Raw genomic sequence first — 23,808 nt, forward strand, 5'->3', positions numbered from 1 at the left:
TCGCATCATCCTGATGCTATAAGATTTATTCTGATGAAGTTTGCTTTAAAGACTTGGTGATTTCTGAATGATTCCCGAATTCTTCAGCGCGTTCAAACTGAATAGCCGCTTTTACCAGCTTCCCGTATTTTCCATACTGGCCCAAGGTTCTCTGGAGGCCAGCGCTTCGCCTTTCTGCAACAATTCAATCGATACATTATCGGGACTGCGAACGAACGCCATGTGACCATCCCGAGGCGGCCTGTTAATGGTTACGCCATTTGCCTGCAGAGTCTCGCACAAAGCATAGATGTCATCCACGCGGTAAGCCAGATGACCAAAGTTACGACCTTCGGAGTATTCTTCCGGGTCCCAGTTATAGGTTAACTCAAGCATTGGTGCCTTGTTTTCACGAGCACAGGATTCATCTTCCGGCGCCGCTAGAAACACCAGCGTGAAGCGGCCCTTCTCACTGCTTTTTCGGTCGATCTCAACCATACCGAGTAGATCGCAGAAAAAATGCAAGGTTTGATCAAGATTACTTACACGGATCATTGTATGTAGGTATTGCATATTTTCTCCTGTCAGCTCGACTTTATTAAGTAACAGTTTACGGTACTCTGGGGGAATGAATGCAAACCTTGCCTCTGAGCTGATTAATTCTTACCACACACCAGCGATACGACACCTTGCGTGGTTGTGCCAGGCGCCGCAGTTGATGCACTCCCCAATCACCTTTGTGCCTGCCCGGTATCTGCCAGCAGACTACGCCGCCATCCTAAAAGCCTGGGACCGGAACATCGAGCCTGCTCCGGCGTTGCTCAGTGAACCACCACAACGCCGCCTGGGCTTCTACTTCGAGCGACTCTATCAGGTTTTACTGGAAGACCTGATTGGCTGGCCCATTCTGCTGAAAAACCAGCAGATTCAGTCAAGCGGGCGCACCATCGGCGAACTGGATTTTGTGGTGCACAACGTGAAAGACAATCGCGTCGAGCACCACGAAATCGCAATCAAATTCTATCTCGGTGTTTCAGAGCTCGACGGCTCCACGCTCTGGTACGGCCCAAATGCCCAAGACCGGCTGGATTTGAAAACAACCAACCTGCTCGAAAAGCAGAGCCGCCGAACGGAACTACCCGAAACAATCGCACTGCTTTCGGAATCCCATATAACCGGCCCGTTAACAGCGCGAATTTTCATGCCCGGGTATCTGTTCTATCCCGACGACCAACCCGCGATAACGCCTGAGTATGTTCCGGCGGATCACCTGCGTGGGCGCTGGATGTATGCCCATGACGCGAGGGCGAAAGACACCTCACAATGGGTTGTACTCAACAAACCGCACTGGATTGGCAACTGGTTCCAGACAGAGCCACCGGATACTGAACACACTCAGGAAGCCCTGGAGCGTGTCGAGAATAAATCTGTCCCGCAACTGTTTGCTGTGATGCGGCAAGACCAACAAACGGAGCACTGGCTTGAGACAGACCGGGTGTTCGTGGTGCCGGGAACCTGGCCGTGAGTTCTCTCATTTGGGACTTAAAGCCAGCAGGTATATTCAAATAGGCCAGGCTTCCGCCGGACGCTGTTTTCGATATTCCTCCATGGAAATTTTGCCAAGCTGCGGTGTCAGCCTGCAGCTACGTTTCCCCCAGGGGTACTCCGTTTGCCGCTTCAGCCATTCAGCCCCATCGCCTTGCATCCAGGCTTCCAGATTCAGGTCGCGCCAAAACCGGGGATTTCGTCCCGTGCGCTGATCATGCTCCACGGTTACCGGATCAAGGTGACGGAAGGGTTCTAGCCTTGGCACATCAGGCAAAGGCTGGGACACATCCATGTAGCGTTGGAGCATGTCCCAAAGCGCCATCACTTCTTCTTTCGACGGCTCTACACGGCTCAAGGACGTTTGACTGAATTGCTTACCGGTGTAGCGATGCACGAACATCAGGCGATAAAAGATACCACCCGCTTCGATCACGCGTTCCACATAGGCATCGAACTCTTCAAAGGGGGCCGTCAGTTTCTTGCCCCCCGATACAGCGAAACTCACTTCGCCGGTCTCGCGACTGAAAAAGCTTTCGCCTGCATCCAGACCTCGATCCAGAAGCTTGGCAAGGAATTTGTCGAAAGGCCTGAGTAGTAGAGCAAAGGCGCCCATGATCCAGGGCATGGTTTTTATGAGAATATAAAAAGACGCGGCTATCCAGCCAAAACCCACAAGAAGAAACCAAAGAACTTTAAGGAGGCGAGGCATTTCAACAAGATCAGCCAAATACAATGTTGAAACTCCTCCCCCGACCAAAACCAATCCGCCCCAGGTGTAGGGAATTAACAATAGTAAAGCTGATAGTCCTATGAATGCCTTTCCATTAAGGAAGCGAATCTTGCGTTGATCCCACCACCAATCACCGGAGCTAAAGGCTTCTGGTTCGCTCTGTTCCTGACGTTGGACGTCATCTACATCCTCGCACACTCGGTAATAGGGGGCGATACCTACGTAGTCACCAACGGGTTGAAGATCCTGCCCCAGCTTTGTTCTGCTTTTTACCGGCTCCGGAAGGTTCGATATCTGTCTCCCGTGAAACCCACCCTTTCCGTGATTGATATTCTTATCATTTTCGCTCACAAAGTGACCTCTTTCACGAGCCAATAAGGAACGGAAACATTTTTGAATGGATTGAATTGCTGAAACATCTTATCTGGCAATTCCTCATGACGTGTTGCATCAAACGGCTCGTAATCATCAAGTACCGGCATGGGAAACCTGAAGTCTCCGATCTCACTCTGGATACGTGCCTGCAAGACAACCCTCAAACTAATGGAGCGTTGTTCCCGACGACCAAATGCCTGGGTTTCACCACCAACAAGATCCCGTTCTATCAGAAAATGCACTGCATGATCTTCCGGCAGGGCAACCCACGTTGTTATCTTTTTCAACGCCGCTTTGCGGGTTATATTAACCTCATCGACTCTGCCAACAGACGTTTCAATCGTACTATAAGTGTACTCAAGCTCTTGAACTCCCAATCTCAAGCCTGATTTGTCACCTTTGGCGCTGCTTTCTTTCTGGCTCTTCTGACCAAGTTTAAAACGACTGATCAGAGGGGAAGTCACCGTCACTCGGTAGTCGTTTGCGGATGGGTCGTGATCGGAAAACATTGCCCTTTCAGCATCACTCAAGTCACCGTAACGCTTAGCGGATACAGATATCGGTGAAAACAGGCTAAGCAACTGCGGATAGTAAACCGCATCGTCGTTTGGCAGCCCATCGTGGCTTGGACCACGACCCAAGGGCCCTTGTTTCAGCACCCTTTCCATTTCACTGTCGGTGGCAATGGCTGCGAACACACTGCCTCCAACCACGAGCCCGAGTCCCAACAAAGCCCAACCCCAGCCGGGTAGCGCCAGCAGCCCGCTCATCAACTTCGAAACCACAAAAATGCTGCCCCCGGCCACTGCCAAGCCATGCCCAAAGGCAGCATCCAAATCTCCACGGCTAATGCTATTACGGTAATCCCAGGCACTAACGCCGACCATCACGCCACCCGCAAAGAAATTGACCAGCGCCATAGAACGTACAATGGTACTCGCACCAATATGCGTAAGTCGTTTGTGGATAAACTGCCCGACTATTGGCAGGGATTTCATCTCGAAGAGTGGCCTGAGTATCACCTTTGAAACCAGCTTGTTATCGGCTGGGGAGCTAACAACATGTAGTTTCATCAGCGCTGCCGATATATCGAGAAATGCTCCTATAGACTTCGTAAATGAGAGACCTTTGTTTCCAGCTCTTTTACCTCCCAAAACCCAAAGCTCTGACAATAGATTATAAGCCGCCAACCCCACCAAAACCCGAGACAATCCCGGCCCATCAGCAATGGCCTTCGCCTTATTCGCCCAATCAAATTTGAATGCACTGAATTTAAGCGCCTCAGGGTGATCGACGGGCAACACAAATACCCAAGTATGAGCTGCAGCCTTCACAGCGGCTTCGCCGATCTCATCAACCAGTCGCGCCGGACTGGTAGACGCCACCGTTTGGCCTGCCGCGTTTGCCCTATCCGCGAACAAATAGTCATTGCGCCTTGTTAGCGCTTCGCTTTGGAGGTCTGCATCGGTCAAGCCAAAAGAGAGCCCTTTCCCATGCAGACCCACGATACTGTATCGGTTGAGATCTACGGACCCTCGGCGCATTACTCGCAATTCGCCACCCAGGTTGGGGTCTGCTATATCGGCCACTTCTGCTACAGACGTAAAAACTCGATCCAGCTTTATAGCTGTCAGGTCACCACTTTCACGCAACTGCTCGGCAGCTTTCAGAACAGCGCCACTCCACCCTCCCAGCGCAGTTTGAATCATTCCTCCAACGGTTCCCGCTGCACTGCTGGGGACTGGTGACCCGTTATTGCCATTGGCGATGGAATCGCTGTCGTCCTGTTGCAGTTGCTGTGCCAAAGCACCGATGGAAGAAAGGCCTACTTCATTCAGGTGTTCTTCCGTGAGGGTATCTTGCGTCCGGGCCAATTCCTTTAATTGAGTCAGCATGGAGGAGAGTTCATTGTTTACGCTTGCGCCTCCTGCCAAAGCCTCTATAAGAAGACTCTTGTCCAAACCCAGCTTTAGCAATCGTGGCACGATGGTTGGCGATTCCAGACCATTGGCAACGAGCACCCCGGGTATTTGCTGAGCCAGGTCGAGCAGCGTCGAATGAAGAGAAAAAGCTTCACAAGGCCCAAGGCCCTTCTGATGGAGGTAATCTCCCCAGGTCACATCAAGCTCGCTGCTATCGAGCAATGTTTCCAGCGCTTGCATGTGGACCGTCATTTTTTCAAGCACCGCCCGGCGCTCGGAGTGCTCCAGAATTTTGTGGAGTTTCTCCTGATCCACGGCCGCTCGCAGCGCTCTAATGTCGTAACTGGCTGTCGTTTTTTTTGGGTCAAACAAAGCCTGACGTATCAACATGGCCGAATGAATCAAAGGCTTGTCTTTTATCGATACATCAATGGCATCAAGATAATGCAAAGCCAACTGTAACTGAGCTAAAGAATGTCGCAGTTTGAACAGCGGATCCGGCAAAGCAACACAGGCCAGCCCTCGTTGTCCTCTCAGTCCAGCCAATCGGTCTTCTTCGGGATCACAACGGATGTCGAGCTCAACAGGTTCTTCATCCGCTTCTTGCACCTCCCGTAGCCGGGCTGTTAGCTTTGCGCAGAGCTCTGCGTCAGATGGCTTTTCGAAAGTAGGGATGAAATCCCTGGGGTTCTCCAGCATCAGCTCAACACCCAGATCCCGTGTGCGGAGTTCTGGTACATCTTCCACCCTGGATGCCGGAAATCCGGTCTGGAATCTAAGGCCTTCCACGGTAGTCACGGCCCAGGCGTGCCCTATGCCTGTCGTGCGGGTATTTCTGGCCTTTTCGTCTGCTTCCAGCTTCTGAATATATCCCCAATCCCACTGCACTTCGCTGTAAGCCATGCGGATATCATGCATTACCGCTTGCCCCTGTAGAAAAACCGGAACAAGCACATCATCAAGCCATTCACCTTCCGCTGGCCTTACTATCCGCAACTGGCTTTCCGGGGTATCTACAGCTTTCCGAACGGTAGCCAGATCCACATCACTCACCTTCGAATCAGCCCCGATCTCCAGTTCACGCCAAAGCCTGTTCCGGCGATAGATATACAAATAACCCGGCCGAAGCATTGCTACGCCCTTGCCCTGAAAAACCGGGGCACCACCGGTGGAGACGGGCAATGCGCTTTCAGTTTCCGCCAAAGGTTTAATTCTTATCAGAGTATTCTCCTGGTGCTCATCCTGTTCAATATTTGATCGGGCACTTTTCAGGAGAGGGATAGTGATCTGCCCACCCTCACGCTTGTTTACCGTGAGAACCAGATCGTGAGGATTGCTGTCATCGTATTCTGCTTTGCGCCGAATTGAGCGATCTTTGGGCTCGTCTGCAAAAGTTACGGAATCCGTCATAGCCCATCTCCGTCCGAAGACTCTTTGATGACATCAACGGAACCCCTGCTAGCATTCCCCCCAATCACATCAACAATCAGCTTTCGGTCAGTAATTGGCAGCTCCTCCATAAGAAGCGCATCTGCAAGAGCACTTGTGCGAGCATTGACATTCCCATGAGTGGCTGCCGACGAAGAAACGGACGGGGCGCCATCTAACCGGTTTGGCAAATCTGCGAGTTCAGGGCTCGCGCCACTTCCACTACCGGCGCTCCCGCCCGAATTAATCTTGATCCCCGGCCCACTCAGGGTTACCCCACTGGGGTCCAGTTTGATAAAGCTGCCGCCACCTGCAATGGTGAGTTCGACGCCGGCATCCAGCACTACTTTGGCTCCGGCCTTGTGGTGAATCTCATCGCCCGCCTCGCACAAGGTGGCGCGGCCGGACTTTTGATGGAACGTGCCACCAATGGTCTGGCTGCAATCGGCTCCGATGGACTGGCGTTTTTCGCCATCTATGGTGATGTGATCGTTGCGCTTTACGTGGGTGAAGCGGCCAGTGCCAACCGTCAGATGACTATCATTGTTGATGACTTCCGTGCGATTGTTTTCGGTAAGCAGGTCCAGGTCTTTCTGAGCGTGGATGTAAATCTGTTCCTTATCGGCTTCGTCTTCAAACCGCAATTCGTTGCTGCCCTCACCCTTGTGAGTCTGGGTTTTCAGGGTAGTGCGGGTTTTGTGTTCTGGCAGCGCGTAGGGCGGCATGTTGGCAGCGTGGTAGGTTCGCCCGGTGATGATGGGCTGGTCCGGGTCGCCGTCGAGAAAGGAAACGATGACCTCGTTGCCGATCCTGGGTAACGCCATAAAGCCATATCGCCCGCCGGCCCATCCCTGACTGACTCGCAGCCAGGCACTGCTGTGCTCAGCATATTGACTGTATCTGTCCCAGGGAAACCTTACCTTTACCCGGCCATATTCATCGCAGTGAATTTCTTCTCCTGCTGGGCCGGTCACGATGGCAATTTGCGGGCCGTCCATCAGTGGGCGATGGGTGGGCTTGGGCCGCCATGTTTTGTCGGCGGGCACGGCACTGAAGGTGTTGTGATAGGTGGTCGGTTCACAACCACCCTCTTCTTCCATGGCCTGTGGCTGTTTGCCCGTGTGAGTAACGGCCGTGAGCAGCCAGTCCAGGTTCAGGCTGGGGCTGTCGTGCTCGGTCAGGGCGACTTTGGCGCCGCAGGTGAAATCTGCACGATTGCTTTCTCCGAAGGCCGTGCTGGCATCGTTCCTGAGAGCGTCGAGGCGGGATTCGGTATACGGCTGGCCGGTGGCGTCCGCTTTGAACCGGCCCGGGTAATCGAAGTGCTGATAGTCATGGCGTTGGTTCGCACTCACGCCCTGTTCGTGCAGCAAGTCGTACGCGGGGTTTTTGAAGGTGTAATCTTTCAGGGCGACGGAGCCAGCCCGAACTCGCTCTTCATAGCGGAAACGGAATACCACAGGTTGGTGGGTGCTCCCACCAGCTTTGCCGTTGTATTCGGCGACCCTAAGGCGAGGTGCATCACCATGGTGGTCAGCAAAGATCAGGCCCGGCTGCTCGTTTCCGTCGACGCTGCTGTGTTGGTAGCGGTAATGCCAGCCCTCTTCTGCAGCCATCCGCGCAAGGAACGCCAGATCGCTTTCCCGATGCTGAACGCAGTATTCCCGTTCCCGTGGTGCGCGCTTGAGGTCAAACACCGAATCCGGGATGCCCCGCTCTGCCAGGAGGGTGCTCAAGATGGTCTCCGTAGTTTGGGTCTGGAAGATGCGACTGTTGTGCATTAACCCTGAACGCCACATCGGCGGCTGGATAATCACTTCATAACGGGTGCGACGATAGCCGGAATCACCCAGGGCAAACTCGTTCACCACGCCTGTGAAACGGCGAAGGGGCACGCCATCCTGCCAGACCAACAGGTCCACTGGCTGCTCCAGAACCTCGGACGCATCAATAGCAGGATCAGTACTGGTCAGCTCAAGGCGGCCATAAAAAAGCTCGGATAGCCGCTCAGTCAGCGTAAAGCCTACAACGGAAAATAAATCAGAGGGGAGTTCGCCAACACGGGCGGTAAACTGCAGTCCGCTTGCCTGGGGCATATCTTCGTTCCCTGAAGATTGGAGTATTAATCATGCTCTTCCTGAGCCAGCGTTCAATTATAACCCTCAGATTCCGTAATGGAACCCCGCTGTAAAGACGCACAGCTAACATGAGAGGTTGACCACAAGACCAATCTGCTTCACGCTAATCTGGTTTCGTTATGCAACCCAAGGAGCAGAATGGCTCCTAACGACCTCACTACAGATAGGGAGGAACACCATGAGCAACTATCAAAACCGCGCCATTGTTCTGAAGAAACGCCCCAACGGCGAAATCCAGGAAGGCGATCTGGTTATGGAAGAACGCCCTGTACGGGAGCCGGAAGAGGGCGAAGTCGTTGCACAGATTTTATGGCTGTCGCTGGATCCGTATATGCGCCCGCGCATGAATGATGCCAAAGGGTATATGGACCCTATCGCCATTGGTGACCCCATCACCGGCGAAAGTGTCGCGCGAGTAGTAGAGTCCCGCTCAGACAAGCTGAAAGTCGGCGATCTGGTAACGTGCTATTCCGGATGGCAGGAATACGTAACCTTCCCCGCAGATGCGCCGATGGTTTATAAAATCCACCAAAAAGAAGGCGTTCCCCTTCAGACATATCTTGGCGTTGCCGGCATGCCAGGCCGCACTGGATACTGTGGCCTTACCTACGTGGGCAAGCCCAAAGCGGGCGAAACCGTTGTGGTCTCCGCGGCGTCCGGCCCAGTGGGTACCGTTGTTGGCCAAACCGCCAAAACGAACGGCTGCCGCGTGGTCGGTGTTGCCGGCGGCCCGGAAAAATGCAGTTATGTGGTAGATGAGCTCGGATTTGATGCCTGCGTGGATTACAAGGCAGGGAATCTGGAAGCCGACCTGAAAGCAGCCTGCCCCGACGGGATCGACATCTACTATGAAAACGTGGGTGGCGACGTTACCAGGGCCGTTGCTCCGTTACTGAACGCAGGCGCACGGGTACCCATTTGCGGTTATGTCTCGGCTTACAATGCAAAGAGCACAGAAAAAGTGGAGACTCCGTTCGATATTCTCAAGCGCCTCGACCCGGTTCCAGAGCATCGTTTTTTCCTGGTAACCGAGTGGCAGGATAAGCACCAGGAGATTACCGACATCCTTACAAGCCGCATTGCTTCAGGTCAGATCAAATACCGGGAAACGGTTGCTGAAGGCCTCGAAAACGCAGTTGAGGCCTTCAAGGGCATGCTGAAGGGGAAGAACTTCGGTAAGCAACTGGTACATATCGCCGACTAAGACAAATTAACGCTTAATGCCGGGAAGGTTATTCTCCTATATTCAGGAGCACCTTCCCGGTGTTTCTATTGGCCGCCACATGCGCCATAGCGTCTTCAACTCGCTCGATGGGCCAGATGCTGTCAATCAGAGGCTCTATCTGCCCTGCCACCAGCAAAGGCCATACATTGCGATACAGCGCCTGCATAACACGCCCTTTATCCTCTACTGAGCGGGATCTCAGTGTAGAGCCAATCAAACGATGGCGCTTCATCAACATGAGCCCCAGATCAACTTCCGCAAAGCGACCTCCCATTAGGCCGATCAGATTGATTCTTCCATCGGCACTCAGAACTTTCTGGTTCTCTTTGATGTAACTTCCGCCAACCGGGTCGAGCACCATATCGACGCCGCCCCACTTTTTAACCGCGTCTACAAAAGAACCGTGTTTACGATTCCAGGTCCCCGTTGCACCCAGCTTTCGGCACACATCAAGCTTTTCCTCATCTCCAGCTGTCGCAAATACCGGGTTACCAAACGCTGTGGCAATCTGGATGACAGTGGTGCCCAAACCACTGGCCGCTGCATGCAAAAGCACTCTCTCACCGGGCTTAAGATCCGCTTCCTGGTATAGGTTCAGCCAGGCCGTCGCAAAAACCTCAGGAAGAGCCGCTGCTTTTTCCAACGAGAACCCCTTCGGAACCGGAAGTACCTGAACGGCAGGAACAACAACCCTGGTCGCGTAACCGCCCCCCGTGAGCAATGCACACACGTCATCGCCGGGCTTGAAAGCTGTCACGGCTTCGCCAACCCTGGCAATACGGCCGCTCACTTCCAGCCCAAGAATATTCGACGCACCTGGAGGTGGGGGATATACACCAGCCCGTTGCGAAAGATCTGCACGATTAACCGCAGTCCAGACAACATCAATCTCTACGGAATCTGCCGGCAATTCCTCAAAGCCCGCGCAGGTTTCCCATACCAGGGCGTCACCGTCTATCTTGATTGCTTTCATCATGTATCAAATCTCGGCGCTTTCGAGTATCCAGTCATGAAGCGAGTGACCGGTCAGGAATATCCCGTCAGGATACCCCATGTAGCTGGAACGATGTAATGAGTATGTTTTCACAATCCTGTAACTACCCGAACCTCCCACTCAGCCCTGGAATCAGGCGCTGCCTGTAATTGTTTTTGCCAGCAAAGCCTTGTATTCCGGCATCAATGCGCCTCCACTGAAACGCTGCACATCCGGCACGGTTAATCGTTTCGGGCCAGTGCCCGCAGCCTGGTTTTCAATCAGCGCCGCTGCGTAGGCTGCCTCGGTGGGAATGTCGTCACCACAGTCCGGATACAAATATTCCGATGCAAATAACTCGGGATAGACTTCCCTTTCCGGGGCAATGGGGACACAACCAGCGGCTACCGCCTCAAGCACCGCCAGCCCTTGAAACTCATGCAACGCGGTCGAAAGAATGACGTCTGCACTCCCTAACCACCCGTAATATTGAGTGCGGCTTGACGCGTATCCGAATTGAACCAGCCGGTGGGAAAACTGCTCCCGGATTGATGCCAGTGCTTCGGGTATTTTTCGGAAGCTCTCTCCAAGGATGCACACCTGAAAGTTCACAGCCCTGCGGTCAAGTTCCTGCAGAATCGCGAGCAGCCGATCAGGGCCCTTGTCATATTCCCAGCGGGCTGCCCATAAGATCCTCAGCGGTGAAGAACAAAGCCCGGGTTGGTGATCATTGCCCCATAAATGCTCGCCCGGTTCAGGGTACCGGCGCCCTGCCTCTGCCTCGTTGATGAACGCGTGATCATCGATAGGGACGGGCAAGACACAGGACTTCCCGGCAAGGCGTTCAAGTGTTCCCTGCGGAATGCCATCGGGCAGGCGGCGGAAAAGTTTTTGGATGCCATTAAGAAAGCTACGCTGATTCCACTCGCTGTTGAACACAACGGCATCTGCGGCAATAGCGCTGTAAAGGTTCACCATTTGGGGGTCGACACTGCTGTGCTGGTCATCAGATGCCGGATAGGCAAACTGATTTTCATGCATGTAGAGAAGCGCCGGCGTCGCGGCCAGGTTCGGGTGAAATCCCCGGATCGACGCCAGGTCGACCATCGATGTTACAAGCAGGAGGTCCCAGGCTTCCTTCAACAAGGGTTCGTTCAACCAGGTAAGCGCGTTACCCCGGATTCGCCAGCGAAAAAACCTCGGAGACAAAGAAAGCACATGCCACTCGAATTCCGGCTGGCTGTGCACCACCTGCTCTCTCCAGCGGCGATGGCTGCCAGCGTCGTAGGCAGAGAGCAGGAGTATTCTGGGTTTTCGGAAGGAAGGCGTGTTGAGCATCCGGGCATTCTGCCCTACTCCCGATTAGACAACCAGACGCTTTGGTAGGGCTTGAGGGTAATACAGCCTGAGAGATCGTCAATCGTCGTACCCGCAATAAGATCAACCCAATGATCAGTACCGATAAGGTTGATGTCACTCAAGGCCACCTGCTGCACCTCGTCGCTGATATTGTGAATGCAGAAAATAGACTGATCCCGGCGCATACTCTGACGCCAGAAACCAAACAACTGCAGCCCCAGGTGCAGGGTGAACTGGGTAGCATTGGGGTGGAAGGCCGGCTGCCTGCGGCGAATGGCAATGAGGCGCTTTAGTTCGTGGTAAGCCTTGCTGTGATGACTCAAAGGGTTATCCAGTGCCTGTTTCAGATCTGCAAGCTGCCACTGGCTGCGATTAATGGAACGCAGGCGCCCGGTGTGTTCAACCCGTTCAGTATCATTTTCGGTTGCCAGCAGGCTGTGCAGGTAAAAGGCAGGAATTCCTTCAAGTGCGAGCATCACCGTGTGGGCGCAAATGAACCGCTGCAGTTGCCAGTGGTCCGCGCCGTTCCCTGCGGTGCCCTTCAATGCATCATAAAGGGCGATATTGATTTCATAGGGCTGATCCCGGCCATCCGCTGTCCGCCGATAGGAAACCTTGCCCCCGAACGAGTCCATGGTGTTGATCAACCGCTGCTTTTCCTCTTCACTCAGCAATCCGTCCGTCGGGCGCATTCCTATGCCATCATGGGAGGCTATGAAATTGAGGTAGGTGGTGCCCATCTGGGCAGGCGGCATACTCATCAGCCAGGTTTTGAGGTGCTTGCAGTCACCTGTCACCAACGTGTTGATCAGAAGTGGCGGCAGCGAGAAATTGTAGACCGCATGAGCTTCGTTGGCGTTGCCGAAATAGGTGAGATTCTCACGGTTCGGTACGTTCGTTTCGGTTATGATCACAGCATCCGGGCTGTGGTGCTCAATCAACAAGCGCAAAATCTTGATCAGCTCATGGGTCTGCTGCAGGTGAATGCAGGCAGTACCTGGCTCTTTCCAGAGGAACGCCACGGCATCCAGCCGGAAGATCAAAACGCCGCGCTCAAGGTAATAACGGATGATAGCCGCAAACTCGATCAGAACCCGGGGGTTGGCAAAATTGAGGTCGACCTGATCCTCACTGAAAGTGCACCAGACATAGCGTTCACCATCGTCCGTCTGGACCGGCGTCAGTAGCGGTGAGGTGCGAGGTCTCACCACTGCGCTCAAATCGTCCCGCGGATTACCCTCGTAAAAATAGTCCTTGCCTGGATCAATCCGCTTCTTGAAATTTTCAAACCACCGGCTGCGGGCTGACATATGGTTGATCACCAGGTCCGCCATGAGCTTGAAGTCCTTCGCGATGTTTTCAATATCGTCCCAGCCTCCGTGGGATTCATTAACCGCGAGATAGTCCATGACCGAAAAGCCGTCATCGGAACTGTAAGGAAAAAAAGGCAGGATGTGCACGCCCGAAATGGTGTCAGACAAACACCGATTCAAAAACTGATGCAAGGTCGCCAACGGCTTTTCGTCAGCTTGCTGCACCGTATCTGCATAGGTAATCAGAATTATATCCGACTCACTCCAATGATTCTGGTGTGCAGGTGGCGCCGGCTGATCCGGGCTCAGACCCAGCGTAGCGAGCAACTCCTCTGCGAGAAAATTGCAATCCAGTGCCGGATAGACCACTTCAAGCATGCTGAGGAGTTTTGCCTTAAGCGGATGGCTCATGGTCGGTATTCCTCATTATCCAGTTCCACCGCCTCAAGCAACTGCTGCTTGATATCAGGAATCGCACTGGTGACCCTGTTCCAACTCGGAATGAAGGGCGTATCCATTGGATTATCAAGAAAGTAAGCACCTGCGCTCATCACATTCTGGGCGAACAGTTCAACGGCTTTCTCTTCCTTATGCCGATCAAACTCTAGTCCGTTGATGATCGCATCGTTCTGATAAGTCTCCACAAAATCCAGAGCGATACGGAAATAAGTCGCCTTGATGGTCCGGAATTTCTCGCTTGAGAATATCTCACCATTCGTTGCCAGTTTTCTGAACAACGCCTTGGAAATATCCACGCTCATCTTGGAAAGACCCTGGTTGGCATCCTCCGGTGAGAGGTCCTGGTGCTTATGATCATAAACATCCGCAATATCTACTTGGCAGAGCCTGTTAGTGGCATAGTTCCGCTTCATTTCCGATAGCACGCCAATTTCCAATCCCCAGTCACTGGGGATGCGAAGATCATTAATCACATCGGTGCGGAAGGAAAACTCTCCTGCCAGGGGATAGCGGTAACTGTCGAGATAATCCAGAAAATCGCTCGGGCCACATACCTTTTTCATGGCGCGAATCAACGGAGTCACCAGCAGCCGACTGACACGCCCGTTCATCTTTCCATCTGCCACTCGGGCGTAGTAACCCTTGCAGAACATATAATTAAAGTTGGGGTTAGCCACCGGATAAATCAGGCGGGCCACCAGATCCCGCGAATAGGTAAGAATGTCACAATCGTGCAGTGCGACTGATTCACTCACACCAGAAGCCAGGACATAACCGAAGCAGTACCAGACGTTGCGGCCCTTCCCCATTTCCGTGGGTGCCAACCCCTGCTCCCGAAGCTTTAGATCAATGGCACGGAGGCGCGGTCCATCGTTCCAGAGTACTTTGAAGTTTTGCGGGAGCCCGGAGAAATATTCAAGCGCATGGCGGTATTGCGCTTCATTAGCCCGGTCCAGACCGATGATAATCTCATCCAGATAAGGCACCTTCGTGAGTTCCTGCACAATGTGCTTTAGTGCCGGCCCCTCCAGTTCGGAGTAGAGCGACGGCAGCACAAGTGACATGGGCCTGGTCTCGCGGAAGGTCATCAGTTCGGCTTCCAGATCTTCCACTGGTCGGCGAACAAGGTTGTGCAGTGTGGTTACAATGCCATTCTGGTAAAAGTCGCCCATGGCGATGCTCCTTTGCAGTACTAGTATCCGTACTCAAACAGGAGATTGAGTACACACTCATTCCAGCCCGCCGGGCCGGGTTTGAGAGAGCGCATGGCGTGTTTTTCCGAGGGCAGCTGCACCTCACAGCTGTTAACCCCGCGGATGACGACCGGAATGTCTGCTTCCTCCAGCATTTGCTGGTCGTTGGGGCTGTCCCCCAACGCAATAGCCGTCACTCGCTGGTTGCCATAGCGCTCCAGGTATAGTTCTCTATATTTGTTTAGCAAAAAGCGGGCCCCATCGGCTTTATCAAAGATTCCCATTGCGTGGTAAAACCGACCACCTTTAACCAGGCGCAGGTTTTCAGTACCCAGCGCGGCTTCAAAACGTATCCGTTCTTCTTCGCTCCCCTGCCACACCAATGGCTCGGTTCCCAGACGCTCACGGGCGCGGGCGGCTGAAGATGAATCCAGCCCCGTGAGCTGCGCCAGTTCGTCATCAGCCATATCCGCAAAGCCCCGAAAGCGTGCACCGCTGTCCCTTTGAGCAGTGAGCACCTTCAGCACCTCTTCCCGGGACGCACCAAAATGCACAATCTGCTCACTATCATTCCCGAACGTGTCCGGCGGAATAACCACGGCTGCACTGTTTTCGACGATGAAAGGGTCGGTGTTTCCAAGTTGCTGCCGCAATACCCGGATTTCCGCAGCGGTTTTACTTGAGTTCAGGATCAGCGGAATACCCGCCTCCGCGACCCGCTCCAGCGCCGGCAATGCCTGCTGCCAACGATAGTTGTCATGGTTGAGTAAAGTTCCATCCAGATCTGAAAATATGACCAGGCGTGACTTGGGCATGGGAACCTCCTTCAAGATTGAGCCTGGAAACAAGGGCGACTCAGGGAATGATCATTGGAGACCTCAATCAGCACATCCGCGCGACCTGGCAGTTCCTTAAGGCAGGATCGGGTCACCCGCTCATAGTGCATGATGAAGCGGGCCACCTCCTCATCGCTCATGATGCGCAAATCCTGCGCAGTTTGTGCTGGGTCGCCCTCATTTGGTGCGCGGCCTGTTTTCTCTGCCAACTTATGCTCCTGCAGTGTGCGCCATTCCAACACCCGGAACATTGACGGCGCTTTAAGCATAATCAGGCTATCCAACTCGCCAAAAAACGCTTGATACTCGCCCTTGAGACACTGATTTACATACCTGCGCCAAATGCCCAAAGGGTCCTCCTCCGCTTCCAGTGTATTGAGGGGTGCCGCCAGAGCCTTGTCGTCTTCAGGTAAAGCTCCGAGACACCAGCCTTCAATCAAAACCACCTCTGCCCTGCCCTCAAAAACTGGCCATTCGTTCGGGGGCACACGGTCGTCACGTGATTTGTCAAAGGCCGGGATACGGGTGTGGTCGCACGGTCCTGCCGTTCGAAGCTGATCAATAATATGCTCGCCAAGTTCTACGTCGTGCGTTCCCGGCACCCCTCGGGTTATAAACAAAGGATGCACGCGCTCAGCGAGTGCCCGCCGCTCCTCTCTGGTAAGGTAAAGATCGTCCAGTGAAATGCTTACGGTCGGGTATTGATAGTGATCGTAAAGTAGCTTGCTCAGAAACAACGCCAAAGTGGATTTTCCAGTGCCCTGAGCACCGTGAATCCCCACAACAACGGTTCTGTTCTTTGCGTTCCTTAACGAGACAATATGCTCTATCAGAGGCAGGATGGTCTGTTCTACGGTAGCCGCGTAATTTTGAGGAAGCCCCTCTTTCTCAATCAGGGCATCAATAGTTATTCTAAGCTCAGTGTCAGACACGTTAGGTTCCCGTCTTTTCTGGATCGGTTAATCAACTATTCGATAGATCAGCAGAATTCGTACCATATGGGAGTATAGGCTTTTATGAGTAGCAACGATTTTCGTGTAGAACACCGCTACCTGGAGCTCCCGGACAGCTTCTACACCCGAGTGCAGCCCACTCCGCTTAAAGATGCAAGAATGGCCTGCTTCAACCACAAGCTAGCTCAGGAAATGGGTTTTCATGTCACCAATGAAGCCGACTGGGCCGGAATCGGCGGGGGCACGGAACTGCTTGAGGGAATGGACCCGGTGGCCATGAAATACACCGGCCACCAGTTTGGCATGTATAACCCCGAACTGGGTGATGGCCGAGGCCTGCTTTTATGGGAAACCATAGGCCCTGATGGCCGCCGCTGGGACTGGCACCTGAAAGGCGCCGGCATGACTCCCTACTCCCGCTTCGGGGATGGCCGGGCCGTTTTACGCTCAACCATTCGCGAATACCTGTGCAGCGAAGCCATGAACGGCCTGGGCATTCCAACTACCCGTGCTTTGTTCATGGTAAGTGCCCGGAACCCGGTTCGCCGTGAATCCATTGAAACCGCCGCAGCCCTGGTGCGTGTAGCTCAGAGCCATATCCGCTTCGGCCATTTCGAGTTTGCTACCCACCACGAAGGGCCGGAAGCGCTCAAAACCTTGCTTGAACATGTGATCGCTTTCCATTTTCCGCATCTGATCAAGCTGGCCGAAGAAGAGCGCTACGCCCGCTGGTTTGAAGAAGTAGTAGAGCGAACGGCTCGCCTGATTGCAGATTGGCAGGCGGTAGGTTTCTGCCATGGTGTTATGAACAGCGACAACATGTCCATCATCGGCGATACCTTCGATTATGGGCCTTTTGCGTTCCTGGACGACTTCGATGCGGGTTACATCTGCAACCATACTGATCACGGCGGCCGCTACGCTTACAACCGCCAGCCTCAAGTTGGCTTTGCGAATTGTCAGTACCTTGCCAACGCTCTACTGCCCGTTATGGATGAAGACACCATACGCAGCGGTTTGCAGCGCTATGAGAATGCTTATAACGAGCGTTTTTTACAGAACATGCGAGACAAACTGGGGTTGGCGCAGGAAGACGAAGCCGACCTTGGCCTGATCATGGATACCTTCAGCATGATGCAGGAGCAACACACCGACTACACGGCCTTCTTCCGCGCGCTTTCAAATCTCTACGCCCAGGGTCATTCACCCGTTCGTGACCTGTTTGTAGATCGCGAAGTCGCTGATGAATGGCTGGCGCGTTATGAGCAGCGGCTGGAAAAAGAAACCCGAGCCCATGATGAACGTGAATACGAAATGCGCAGGGTAAACCCCAAGTACGTCTTGCGGAATTATTTGGCACAGCAAGTGATTCTGGAAGCACAGAACGGCGATTACGAACCCATGAAAGAACTGATCAAGGTTCTGGAAAACCCCTTTGATGAACAACCAGCGCATGAAAAATACGCTGCATTGCCACCAGACTGGGGCAAACACCTGAACATCAGCTGTTCAAGCTAATAATGCGGAAGCAGAAGGGAAAACGGAGGGCCAGATTTGAAAATCTGGCCCTCCGCCTTTAAAACGTGACTAACTTCAGACGGCCTTGGCAGCAATGATCTTGTCGTGCCACTCGGCAGGGCCAGTCTGATGCACGGACGAACCACGGGAGTCCACCGCGACCGTTACCGGCATATCTTTTACATCAAACTCATAAATGGCTTCCATACCGAGTTCCGGGAAAGCGACCACTTCGGCATGTTTGATAGCCTTGGAGACCAAATAAGCTGAACCGCCCACCGCCATCAGGTATACAGCGCCAAATTCCTTGATGGCATCAATGGCTACCTGACCACGCTCCGCCTTACCAATCATGCCAGTGAGGCCGGTTTTTTCCAGCATGGTATGAGTAAACTTGTCCATGCGAGTTGCGGTAGTGGGGCCTGCGGGGCCAACGACTTCTTCACGCACCGGATCAACCGGGCCAACGTAATAGATAAAGCGGCCTTTAAGATCCACTGGCAGCTCTTCGCCGTTGTTGATCATGTCGACCATTTTCTTGTGGGCGGCATCGCGACCCGTCAGCATCTTCCCTGACAGTAGAACCGTTTCACCAGGCTGCCACTCTTTCACGTCTTCCGGCGTAACCGTATCCAGGTTTACCCGGCGGGTACCCTCACCCACTTCCCAGGTGATTTCCGGCCAGTCTTCCAGGCTCGGCGGCGTTTGCAAAGACGGGCCAGTGCCGTCCAGCGTGAAATGCGCGTGACGGGTAGCGGCACAATTCGGAATGATCGCCACGGGTTTATTGGCTGCGTGAGTTGGGTAATCCATTACCTTTACATCCAGAACCGTTGTGAGACCACCCAGGCCCTGAGCACCAATACCCAGATCATTTACCTTGTCGAACAGTTCAAGTCGCAACTCCTCGGCACGGTTGGACGCACCACGTGCCTGCAGGTCGTGGATATCAATCGGGTCCAGAAGCGACTCCTTGGCCATTTCCATCGCCTTCTCGGCCGTCCCGCCGATACCAATACCCAGCATACCTGGCGGACACCAGCCAGCGCCCATCTGTGGGACCATTTTTAACACCCAATCCACCACGGAATCGGACGGATTCAGCATGGCGAACTTGGACTTGGCTTCGGAACCGCCGCCCTTGGCTGCCACGTGGATTTCAACCGTGTCGCCCGGCACCATCTTGTAGTGGATGATTGCAGGTGTGTTGTCGCCAGTGTTCTGTCGCTTGCCATCCGGGTCCGCCAGAATCGATGCACGCAGCACGTTATCTGGGTTCTTATAAGCTCGGCGCACACCTTCGTTGATTACGTCATCCAGTGGCATATCGCAATCCCACTGTACGTTCATACCAATGTTCACGAACACAGTCACAATGCCGGTGTCCTGACACAGAGGCCGATGGCCCTCGGCGCACATGCGCGAATTAATCAGGATTTGCGCCATGGCATCTTTGGCCGCCTGCGACTCTTCCTTCTGATAGGCCTCGTAAACAGCGTCGATAAAATCTTTTGGATGATAGTAGGAAATGAACTGCAGCGCGTCCGCTACGCTTTCAATCAAGTCATCCTGGCGGATTACGGTGGTCATAGGCGCCTCATCAGGTTGGTCTGGTTATGGTTGTATCGTCAAAAAACAGGAGCCACAGTTTACCAGAAATTCGCGAGCACGAGGACTCGACAGAAGGCGAAGCTTTTCTTAACAAACACTGTTAAAAAGGTATCATCCTAATCAAATCATAAAAAAACACTTCTGGAGAGATCGTGACTGACTTTGTTCTTACCAAAACCAACAACCAGGTTCTGACCGTTCGCATCAACCGCCCGGAACGCAAGAACGCCCTCACCCATGCCATGTACACCGCGCTGGGCGATGCGCTTGAAAAGGCCGACTCCGATGCTGATATTCGCTGCGTACTGTTTACTGGCAGCGAAGAATGCTTTACCGCAGGCAACGACCTGAGTGATTTCGCCAGCGGCTTGACCGGAGCCTTTACAGAAACACCTGTAGGCCGATTCCTGTTTCTCCTGGCGAAAGCCAAAAAACCGGTTGTTGCTGCGGTAAACGGTCCAGCCGTGGGCATTGGCACCACCATGCTACTGCACTGCGACATGGTATTTTCCGGCACCAATACCCGCTTCCAGATGCCCTTTGCCAGCCTGGGGCTATGCCCCGAAGGCGGCTCCAGCCTTCTGTTACCCACCTGGATTGGCCGGGTTAGAGCGGCCGAGCTTTTGATGCTAGGGGACACATTCAGCTCAGAAGACGCCTATCGCCTCGGGCTGATCAACCGCGTATGCGATCCAGCAGATACAGAACAAACAGCCATTCAAGTATGCCAGCGACTCGCCAGCCAGCCACCAGCGGCCATCCGCGCGACCAAAAAGCTGCTGAGCAGCCCGACTCACGACGAACTTGCCGCAACCATGCTGGCCGAAGGAGAGTTGTTTTCCGAGCGCCTTAAATCCCCCGAAGCAGCCGAAGCTTTCGGCGCCTTCATGCAAAAGCGCAAGCCAGACTTTTCAAGCTTTAAATGACTGCATCAACCTCCGGCACAACCGTTCCGGTAGGCAATTGATACGAATTGTAAAAATCGTGACGTATCGCCAGTTACGACTCGACAAATAACGGCCGGACAACTATTTTTCATAGTGACCATTCTTCGTGTTTTCGGGGTAGAGAGAACTGTGCGAGAAGCTTCCAAAACAGCAAGAATCACACTTTCGGCTGATCAACACTGGCTATAGCAGCGTTATAGTCATAAATACGGAAATTGGCTTGAAGCGCTGGCTACAATTTCAGACAACCGTTTAAGCAAAACAGGCCTCTGACATCGGGCTTACCGGATCAGACCGGCCCCGTTAGTTGCCTAACATAACGATACAACAACAGGAAAAGGTTCCACCCATGTTCAAGAAAACTCTAATAAGTCTTGCCGTGGCGTCTTCCCTTGGGCTAACAGGCTGCCTCAGTGGCGGTGATGAGGGGGCGAATGCTAATCCGGATTATTTGATTGATGATACAACCATCGACAAATCAATTGTTCGTCCGGTTTACAATCCGAATCCAATTGCGGCAGAGCCGGCGTTCCCAATTAATGCCGACCTGATCCTGTTGCTGGGCGCGACTCAGAGTGCCAACTATGACTTCACCGGCCTTTCCACTGGTACTTCACCAGCAGATGACGCGGTAAACGAGCTTTCCGGTTTCTCGGCCTCCGGTGCATTTACTCTGAAGTTCGATGGATCACTCAACCCGTTATCCGTTCAGGCCGGGGCTTCTGTTTTCCTGTTACCGCTGAACGTTAACGATCAAGTTGAGGGTGTTCCTGGAGCGCTCCCGAACACCAATCCGTCAAATATCGACGGAGAAAATCCGTTTGACCTCGCATCAATCCCCAACTTCCGTGCAGACGTAGTCAGCATCGATGGTGGTAGCGATAACGCTATCCGGGTGGTTCCGCTCGAACCTCTCGCCGAGGGCCAAAAATACCTGGTGGTGGCTACAAACAGTATCGTTGGCGCTGACGGCCAGCCCATTGAAAGATCCGTTGAAGACGTCAATCTGGCAGATGGTGTTTTGGGCAATTCGGCCCTCGCCAACGTTAAATCGATTCTCCAGGCTTCAGATGACTTGGCAAACGGTTTCCTAGCCCAAGCGGTTCCGCAGGACACTCCCGAATCCGCACTGGCATATACCTTTACGACCAACTCCGATACGGACGTGCTGCGCGCAATGATGGCGCCTGCCGCGTTTGGAACGGCTCTTGGTGAGAAAATCGGTTTTACAGCACAGCTGAAAGCCGTAAGAGACAACTACCCTGAGCTGAACTTTTCTGAACTGACGACAAAGCTCGGTGAAATCGCTGAACTAGCGGCAAAACTCGGCGCAGGCCAGCTTGATCCGGCAACGTTGACTGCTCAGGAACTTGCATCCATCACTGCACTGGCGACGATAACACCCCTCACCGAGCCGGCTGACTTGCAAGCGGCCATCGGCGCAGAAATTGGCGATACACTACACCTACCGGTCCCGCGCCCATCTTTCTTCTACGAGGCCGAGCAGGCAGCTGACCTTGCTACTATTCAAGGTCTTGCAGCTCTGGATCCAACCAATGCAATCGCCCAGGCTGCGCAACAGGTCGAGGTCTCTCAAGGTGCAATCACCCTGCCTTATTTTCAGTCACTCCCGGGTGAAACCGGCGCTGGCATCGTTGCCGGGAGCTGGAGCGGCAGCACAAGCTTAGAGGCTGACCTTAATGAGAATCTGGCTCCTGGTCAGACTATCTTCTCCTTCTTGCGGGACATCGACGGCACCTTGAACGTGAATGGTTACTTCCCATTCCCGCAAAAGAACGCTGACACGACGGTGCCTGTGGTTGTTTTCAACCCATCATCCACTTCCCGCCCTGCAGCTTGTGTTGACGGCGCCAAGCCAAATGGCGTAACAATCTTTCAGCACGGGATTACTGTAGATCGCAGCGTTTCCATGCTGCCAGCAATCCTGTTGGCCCAGAGTGCATGTCAAACTGTCGTGGCGATCGACCAGCCCCTTCATGGCTTGGCAGGAGAAAGCACGGGGACAGTTGCCGGCCTGGCAGAGCTTGATGAAGCAACGCTGACCACAACCGTTCAGGCAACCATCCAAGGCCTCGAATTACAGAGCAACCCTGCCTTGGCACCTGTGATTGCCCAGCTCAATGCGCTGATTTCTGCTGACTACATCGGTGAAAGACACTTTGGCTTCACCGCCAATGCGTCACTACAGCCCGTGGCGGCAGATCTGGCTTCGTTATCATCCGGCAGTCTGTTTATCAACCCGCTGAACATGATGAACAGCCGTGACAACCTGCGTCAGGGTGTCGTTGATCTGTTGAACGTTGCAGCGTCGATCCAGACCTTCGACATTAATAAAGATTTCATGCCGGGAGACCTTGCGGGAGTTCCTGTGAACTTTATTGGCCATTCATTGGGCGGTATTTCAGGCACTGTATTTTCCGCTCTGGCAAATGATCCAACGCTGAACGGAACCCTGAACGGAATATACGCGCAAGCCGGGGCTCCGCTGAGTAGCTTTGAGTTCCCAACCCTTGACTCGGTCGTTCTGCACAACACCAGTGGCCAGGTCACTCGTTTGATTGAGAACTCACCGGCCTTCTCCGGTAGAGTGCTGCCTGGGCTAGCGAATGCCGGCGTGCTCCAGGAAACGGCTGACTTTGAGAGTTTCTTCTATGTCTTCCAGTCCATCGTTGATGCCGGCGATCCTGTGAACTTTGCAAAGTCGCTGGGCGGATCCACAAGCAACCTGTTGGTAACAGAAGTTGTGGGCGACACCACGGTTCCCAATGAGGCCAACGTAAATCCTCTAAGCCCGGCATTCTCTGCCCCGCTGACCGGAACCGAGCCTCTGATGGCGTTGCTGGAGCTTGGCGCTGGCGGCACAAACCTTGCCGACGGCAATGATCTGAACTTATTGCAAGCCGGAGACACCTCAAGCCCCAATACTCCCGTTGCAGTCTTCTTCGATGGCAGCAATCCGTGCTCAACCGCAAACCATGGCACCTTCGTTGTGCCGCAAGCGCCCAACAGTGCCTGCCCTGGTGGTTTTGCTGTAACCACCGATGCATTCACTGTCATGGTTACTCAAACAGCTAGCGCATTAAGCGGCCTTGCGGTACCAGCAACACCGAGCGGCATTGATGCATTGGGAACCAGCCCAACGCTGGCCAATGCACTTGATCAGGACGAGCAGCTTGTTCCTTAAGCACTAACTTCTGATAATCAAGCCCCGGCGTCGCCGGGGCTTTTTTTTGGGTATCCGATCGTGGCGATAAATAAACATTCAGCACCTGGCGAACTC

General features: G+C 53.6%; 16 protein-coding genes. 5 read left to right on the top strand and 11 right to left on the bottom strand.

What is annotated here, in order from left to right:
• Nucleotides 1-111 precede the first annotated feature (111 nt).
• Entirely contained in the window at nt 112-552 is a 441-nt protein-coding gene (locus Q4501_RS01795) for a VOC family protein (RefSeq protein WP_303593649.1), read from the bottom strand.
• Between the two features lie 55 nt (nt 553-607).
• On the opposite strand from Q4501_RS01795, the gene Q4501_RS01800 reads away from it, so the two are divergent.
• On the top strand, nt 608-1,504 hold the full coding sequence (locus Q4501_RS01800) for a DUF1853 family protein (protein WP_303593651.1): 897 nt from the start codon (nt 608-610) through the stop codon (nt 1,502-1,504).
• Between the two features lie 36 nt (nt 1,505-1,540).
• Here Q4501_RS01800 and Q4501_RS01805 read toward each other — a convergent pair whose 3' ends face one another.
• The 3 genes from Q4501_RS01805 to Q4501_RS01815 are packed head-to-tail and all read right to left on the bottom strand — an operon-like array spanning nt 1,541 to nt 8,078.
• A complete protein-coding gene (locus tag Q4501_RS01805) occupies nt 1,541-2,608 on the bottom strand; it encodes a hypothetical protein (RefSeq protein WP_303593652.1) in 1,068 nt (355 codons plus the stop codon).
• Nucleotides 2,605-5,964 carry a toxin VasX gene (locus Q4501_RS01810; protein WP_303593653.1) on the bottom strand — a complete coding sequence of 1,120 codons (3,360 nt, stop codon included), beginning with the start codon at nt 5,962-5,964 and terminating at the stop codon, nt 2,605-2,607. The genes Q4501_RS01805 and Q4501_RS01810 overlap by 4 nt, the downstream gene beginning before the upstream one ends.
• Nucleotides 5,961-8,078, bottom strand: a complete 2,118-nt coding sequence (locus tag Q4501_RS01815; RefSeq protein ID WP_303593654.1) for a type VI secretion system Vgr family protein — start codon at nt 8,076-8,078, stop codon at nt 5,961-5,963. Before Q4501_RS01815 ends, Q4501_RS01810 begins: the two co-directional genes overlap by 4 nt.
• Before the next feature lie 220 nt (nt 8,079-8,298).
• Here Q4501_RS01815 and Q4501_RS01820 point away from each other — a divergent pair, with 220 nt between their 5' ends.
• Complete coding sequence (locus Q4501_RS01820; RefSeq protein WP_303593656.1) at nt 8,299-9,324, top strand: NADP-dependent oxidoreductase; 1,026 nt, start codon at nt 8,299-8,301, stop codon at nt 9,322-9,324.
• 28 nt (nt 9,325-9,352) lie between these two features.
• On the opposite strand, the gene Q4501_RS01825 is transcribed toward Q4501_RS01820, so the two are convergent.
• The 6 genes from Q4501_RS01825 to Q4501_RS01850 form a co-directional block, all read right to left on the bottom strand.
• A complete protein-coding gene (locus tag Q4501_RS01825) occupies nt 9,353-10,321 on the bottom strand; it encodes an NAD(P)H-quinone oxidoreductase (protein WP_303593657.1) in 969 nt (322 codons plus the stop codon).
• 150 nt (nt 10,322-10,471) lie between these two features.
• The gene (locus Q4501_RS01830; protein ID WP_303593658.1) at nt 10,472-11,656 is read right to left on the bottom strand and encodes a DUF3524 domain-containing protein; all 1,185 of its coding nucleotides are present in this window, start codon (nt 11,654-11,656) and stop codon (nt 10,472-10,474) included.
• Nucleotides 11,657-11,670: 14 nt separating this feature from the next.
• Entirely contained in the window at nt 11,671-13,401 is a 1,731-nt protein-coding gene (locus Q4501_RS01835; RefSeq protein ID WP_303593660.1) for a sugar phosphorylase, read from the bottom strand.
• Nucleotides 13,398-14,621 (bottom strand): glycosyl transferase, encoded by a 1,224-nt coding sequence (locus tag Q4501_RS01840; protein ID WP_303593661.1) that lies wholly within the window; start codon nt 14,619-14,621, stop codon nt 13,398-13,400. Before Q4501_RS01840 ends, Q4501_RS01835 begins: the two co-directional genes overlap by 4 nt.
• Before the next feature lie 20 nt (nt 14,622-14,641).
• Nucleotides 14,642-15,457 carry a mannosyl-3-phosphoglycerate phosphatase gene (locus Q4501_RS01845; protein WP_303593664.1) on the bottom strand — a complete coding sequence of 272 codons (816 nt, stop codon included), beginning with the start codon at nt 15,455-15,457 and terminating at the stop codon, nt 14,642-14,644.
• A gap of 11 nt (nt 15,458-15,468) precedes the next feature.
• Nucleotides 15,469-16,410, bottom strand: a complete 942-nt coding sequence (locus Q4501_RS01850) for a hypothetical protein (RefSeq protein WP_303593666.1) — start codon at nt 16,408-16,410, stop codon at nt 15,469-15,471.
• Nucleotides 16,411-16,494: 84 nt separating this feature from the next.
• Here Q4501_RS01850 and Q4501_RS01855 point away from each other — a divergent pair, with 84 nt between their 5' ends.
• Nucleotides 16,495-17,949 (top strand): YdiU family protein, encoded by a 1,455-nt coding sequence (locus tag Q4501_RS01855; protein WP_303593667.1) that lies wholly within the window; start codon nt 16,495-16,497, stop codon nt 17,947-17,949.
• A 75-nt stretch (nt 17,950-18,024) separates the two neighbouring features.
• On the opposite strand, the gene Q4501_RS01860 is transcribed toward Q4501_RS01855, so the two are convergent.
• Complete coding sequence (locus tag Q4501_RS01860) at nt 18,025-19,539, bottom strand: fumarate hydratase (RefSeq protein WP_303593668.1); 1,515 nt, start codon at nt 19,537-19,539, stop codon at nt 18,025-18,027.
• A gap of 173 nt (nt 19,540-19,712) precedes the next feature.
• Here Q4501_RS01860 and Q4501_RS01865 point away from each other — a divergent pair, with 173 nt between their 5' ends.
• Nucleotides 19,713-20,486 carry an enoyl-CoA hydratase gene (locus tag Q4501_RS01865; RefSeq protein ID WP_303593670.1) on the top strand — a complete coding sequence of 258 codons (774 nt, stop codon included), beginning with the start codon at nt 19,713-19,715 and terminating at the stop codon, nt 20,484-20,486.
• Nucleotides 20,487-20,856: 370 nt separating this feature from the next.
• Nucleotides 20,857-23,712 (top strand): MECDP-synthase, encoded by a 2,856-nt coding sequence (locus Q4501_RS01870; RefSeq protein ID WP_303593672.1) that lies wholly within the window; start codon nt 20,857-20,859, stop codon nt 23,710-23,712.
• The last annotated feature ends 96 nt before the right edge of the window (nt 23,713-23,808 follow it).

Source organism: Marinobacter sp. 2_MG-2023, from assembly GCF_030546935.1.
Lineage (GTDB): Bacteria > Pseudomonadota > Gammaproteobacteria > Pseudomonadales > Oleiphilaceae > Marinobacter.

Bases quoted from the DNA above. Each gene is read 5' to 3' on its own strand.
- Q4501_RS01800 (WP_303593651.1), top strand. From the start codon at position 608: ATGAATGCAAACCTTGCCTCTGAGCTGATTAATTCTTACCACACACCA.
- Q4501_RS01825 (WP_303593657.1), bottom strand. From the start codon at position 10,321: ATGATGAAAGCAATCAAGATAGACGGTGACGCCCTGGTATGGGAAACC.
- Q4501_RS01810 (WP_303593653.1), bottom strand. From the start codon at position 5,964: ATGACGGATTCCGTAACTTTTGCAGACGAGCCCAAAGATCGCTCAATT.
- Q4501_RS01860 (WP_303593668.1), bottom strand. From the start codon at position 19,539: ATGACCACCGTAATCCGCCAGGATGACTTGATTGAAAGCGTAGCGGAC.
- Q4501_RS01795 (WP_303593649.1), bottom strand. From the start codon at position 552: ATGCAATACCTACATACAATGATCCGTGTAAGTAATCTTGATCAAACC.
- Q4501_RS01870 (WP_303593672.1), top strand. From the start codon at position 20,857: ATGTTCAAGAAAACTCTAATAAGTCTTGCCGTGGCGTCTTCCCTTGGG.
- Q4501_RS01840 (WP_303593661.1), bottom strand. From the start codon at position 14,621: ATGGGCGACTTTTACCAGAATGGCATTGTAACCACACTGCACAACCTT.
- Q4501_RS01845 (WP_303593664.1), bottom strand. From the start codon at position 15,457: ATGCCCAAGTCACGCCTGGTCATATTTTCAGATCTGGATGGAACTTTA.
- Q4501_RS01815 (WP_303593654.1), bottom strand. From the start codon at position 8,078: ATGCCCCAGGCAAGCGGACTGCAGTTTACCGCCCGTGTTGGCGAACTC.
- Q4501_RS01855 (WP_303593667.1), top strand. From the start codon at position 16,495: ATGAGTAGCAACGATTTTCGTGTAGAACACCGCTACCTGGAGCTCCCG.
- Q4501_RS01820 (WP_303593656.1), top strand. From the start codon at position 8,299: ATGAGCAACTATCAAAACCGCGCCATTGTTCTGAAGAAACGCCCCAAC.
- Q4501_RS01830 (WP_303593658.1), bottom strand. From the start codon at position 11,656: ATGCTCAACACGCCTTCCTTCCGAAAACCCAGAATACTCCTGCTCTCT.
- Q4501_RS01835 (WP_303593660.1), bottom strand. From the start codon at position 13,401: ATGAGCCATCCGCTTAAGGCAAAACTCCTCAGCATGCTTGAAGTGGTC.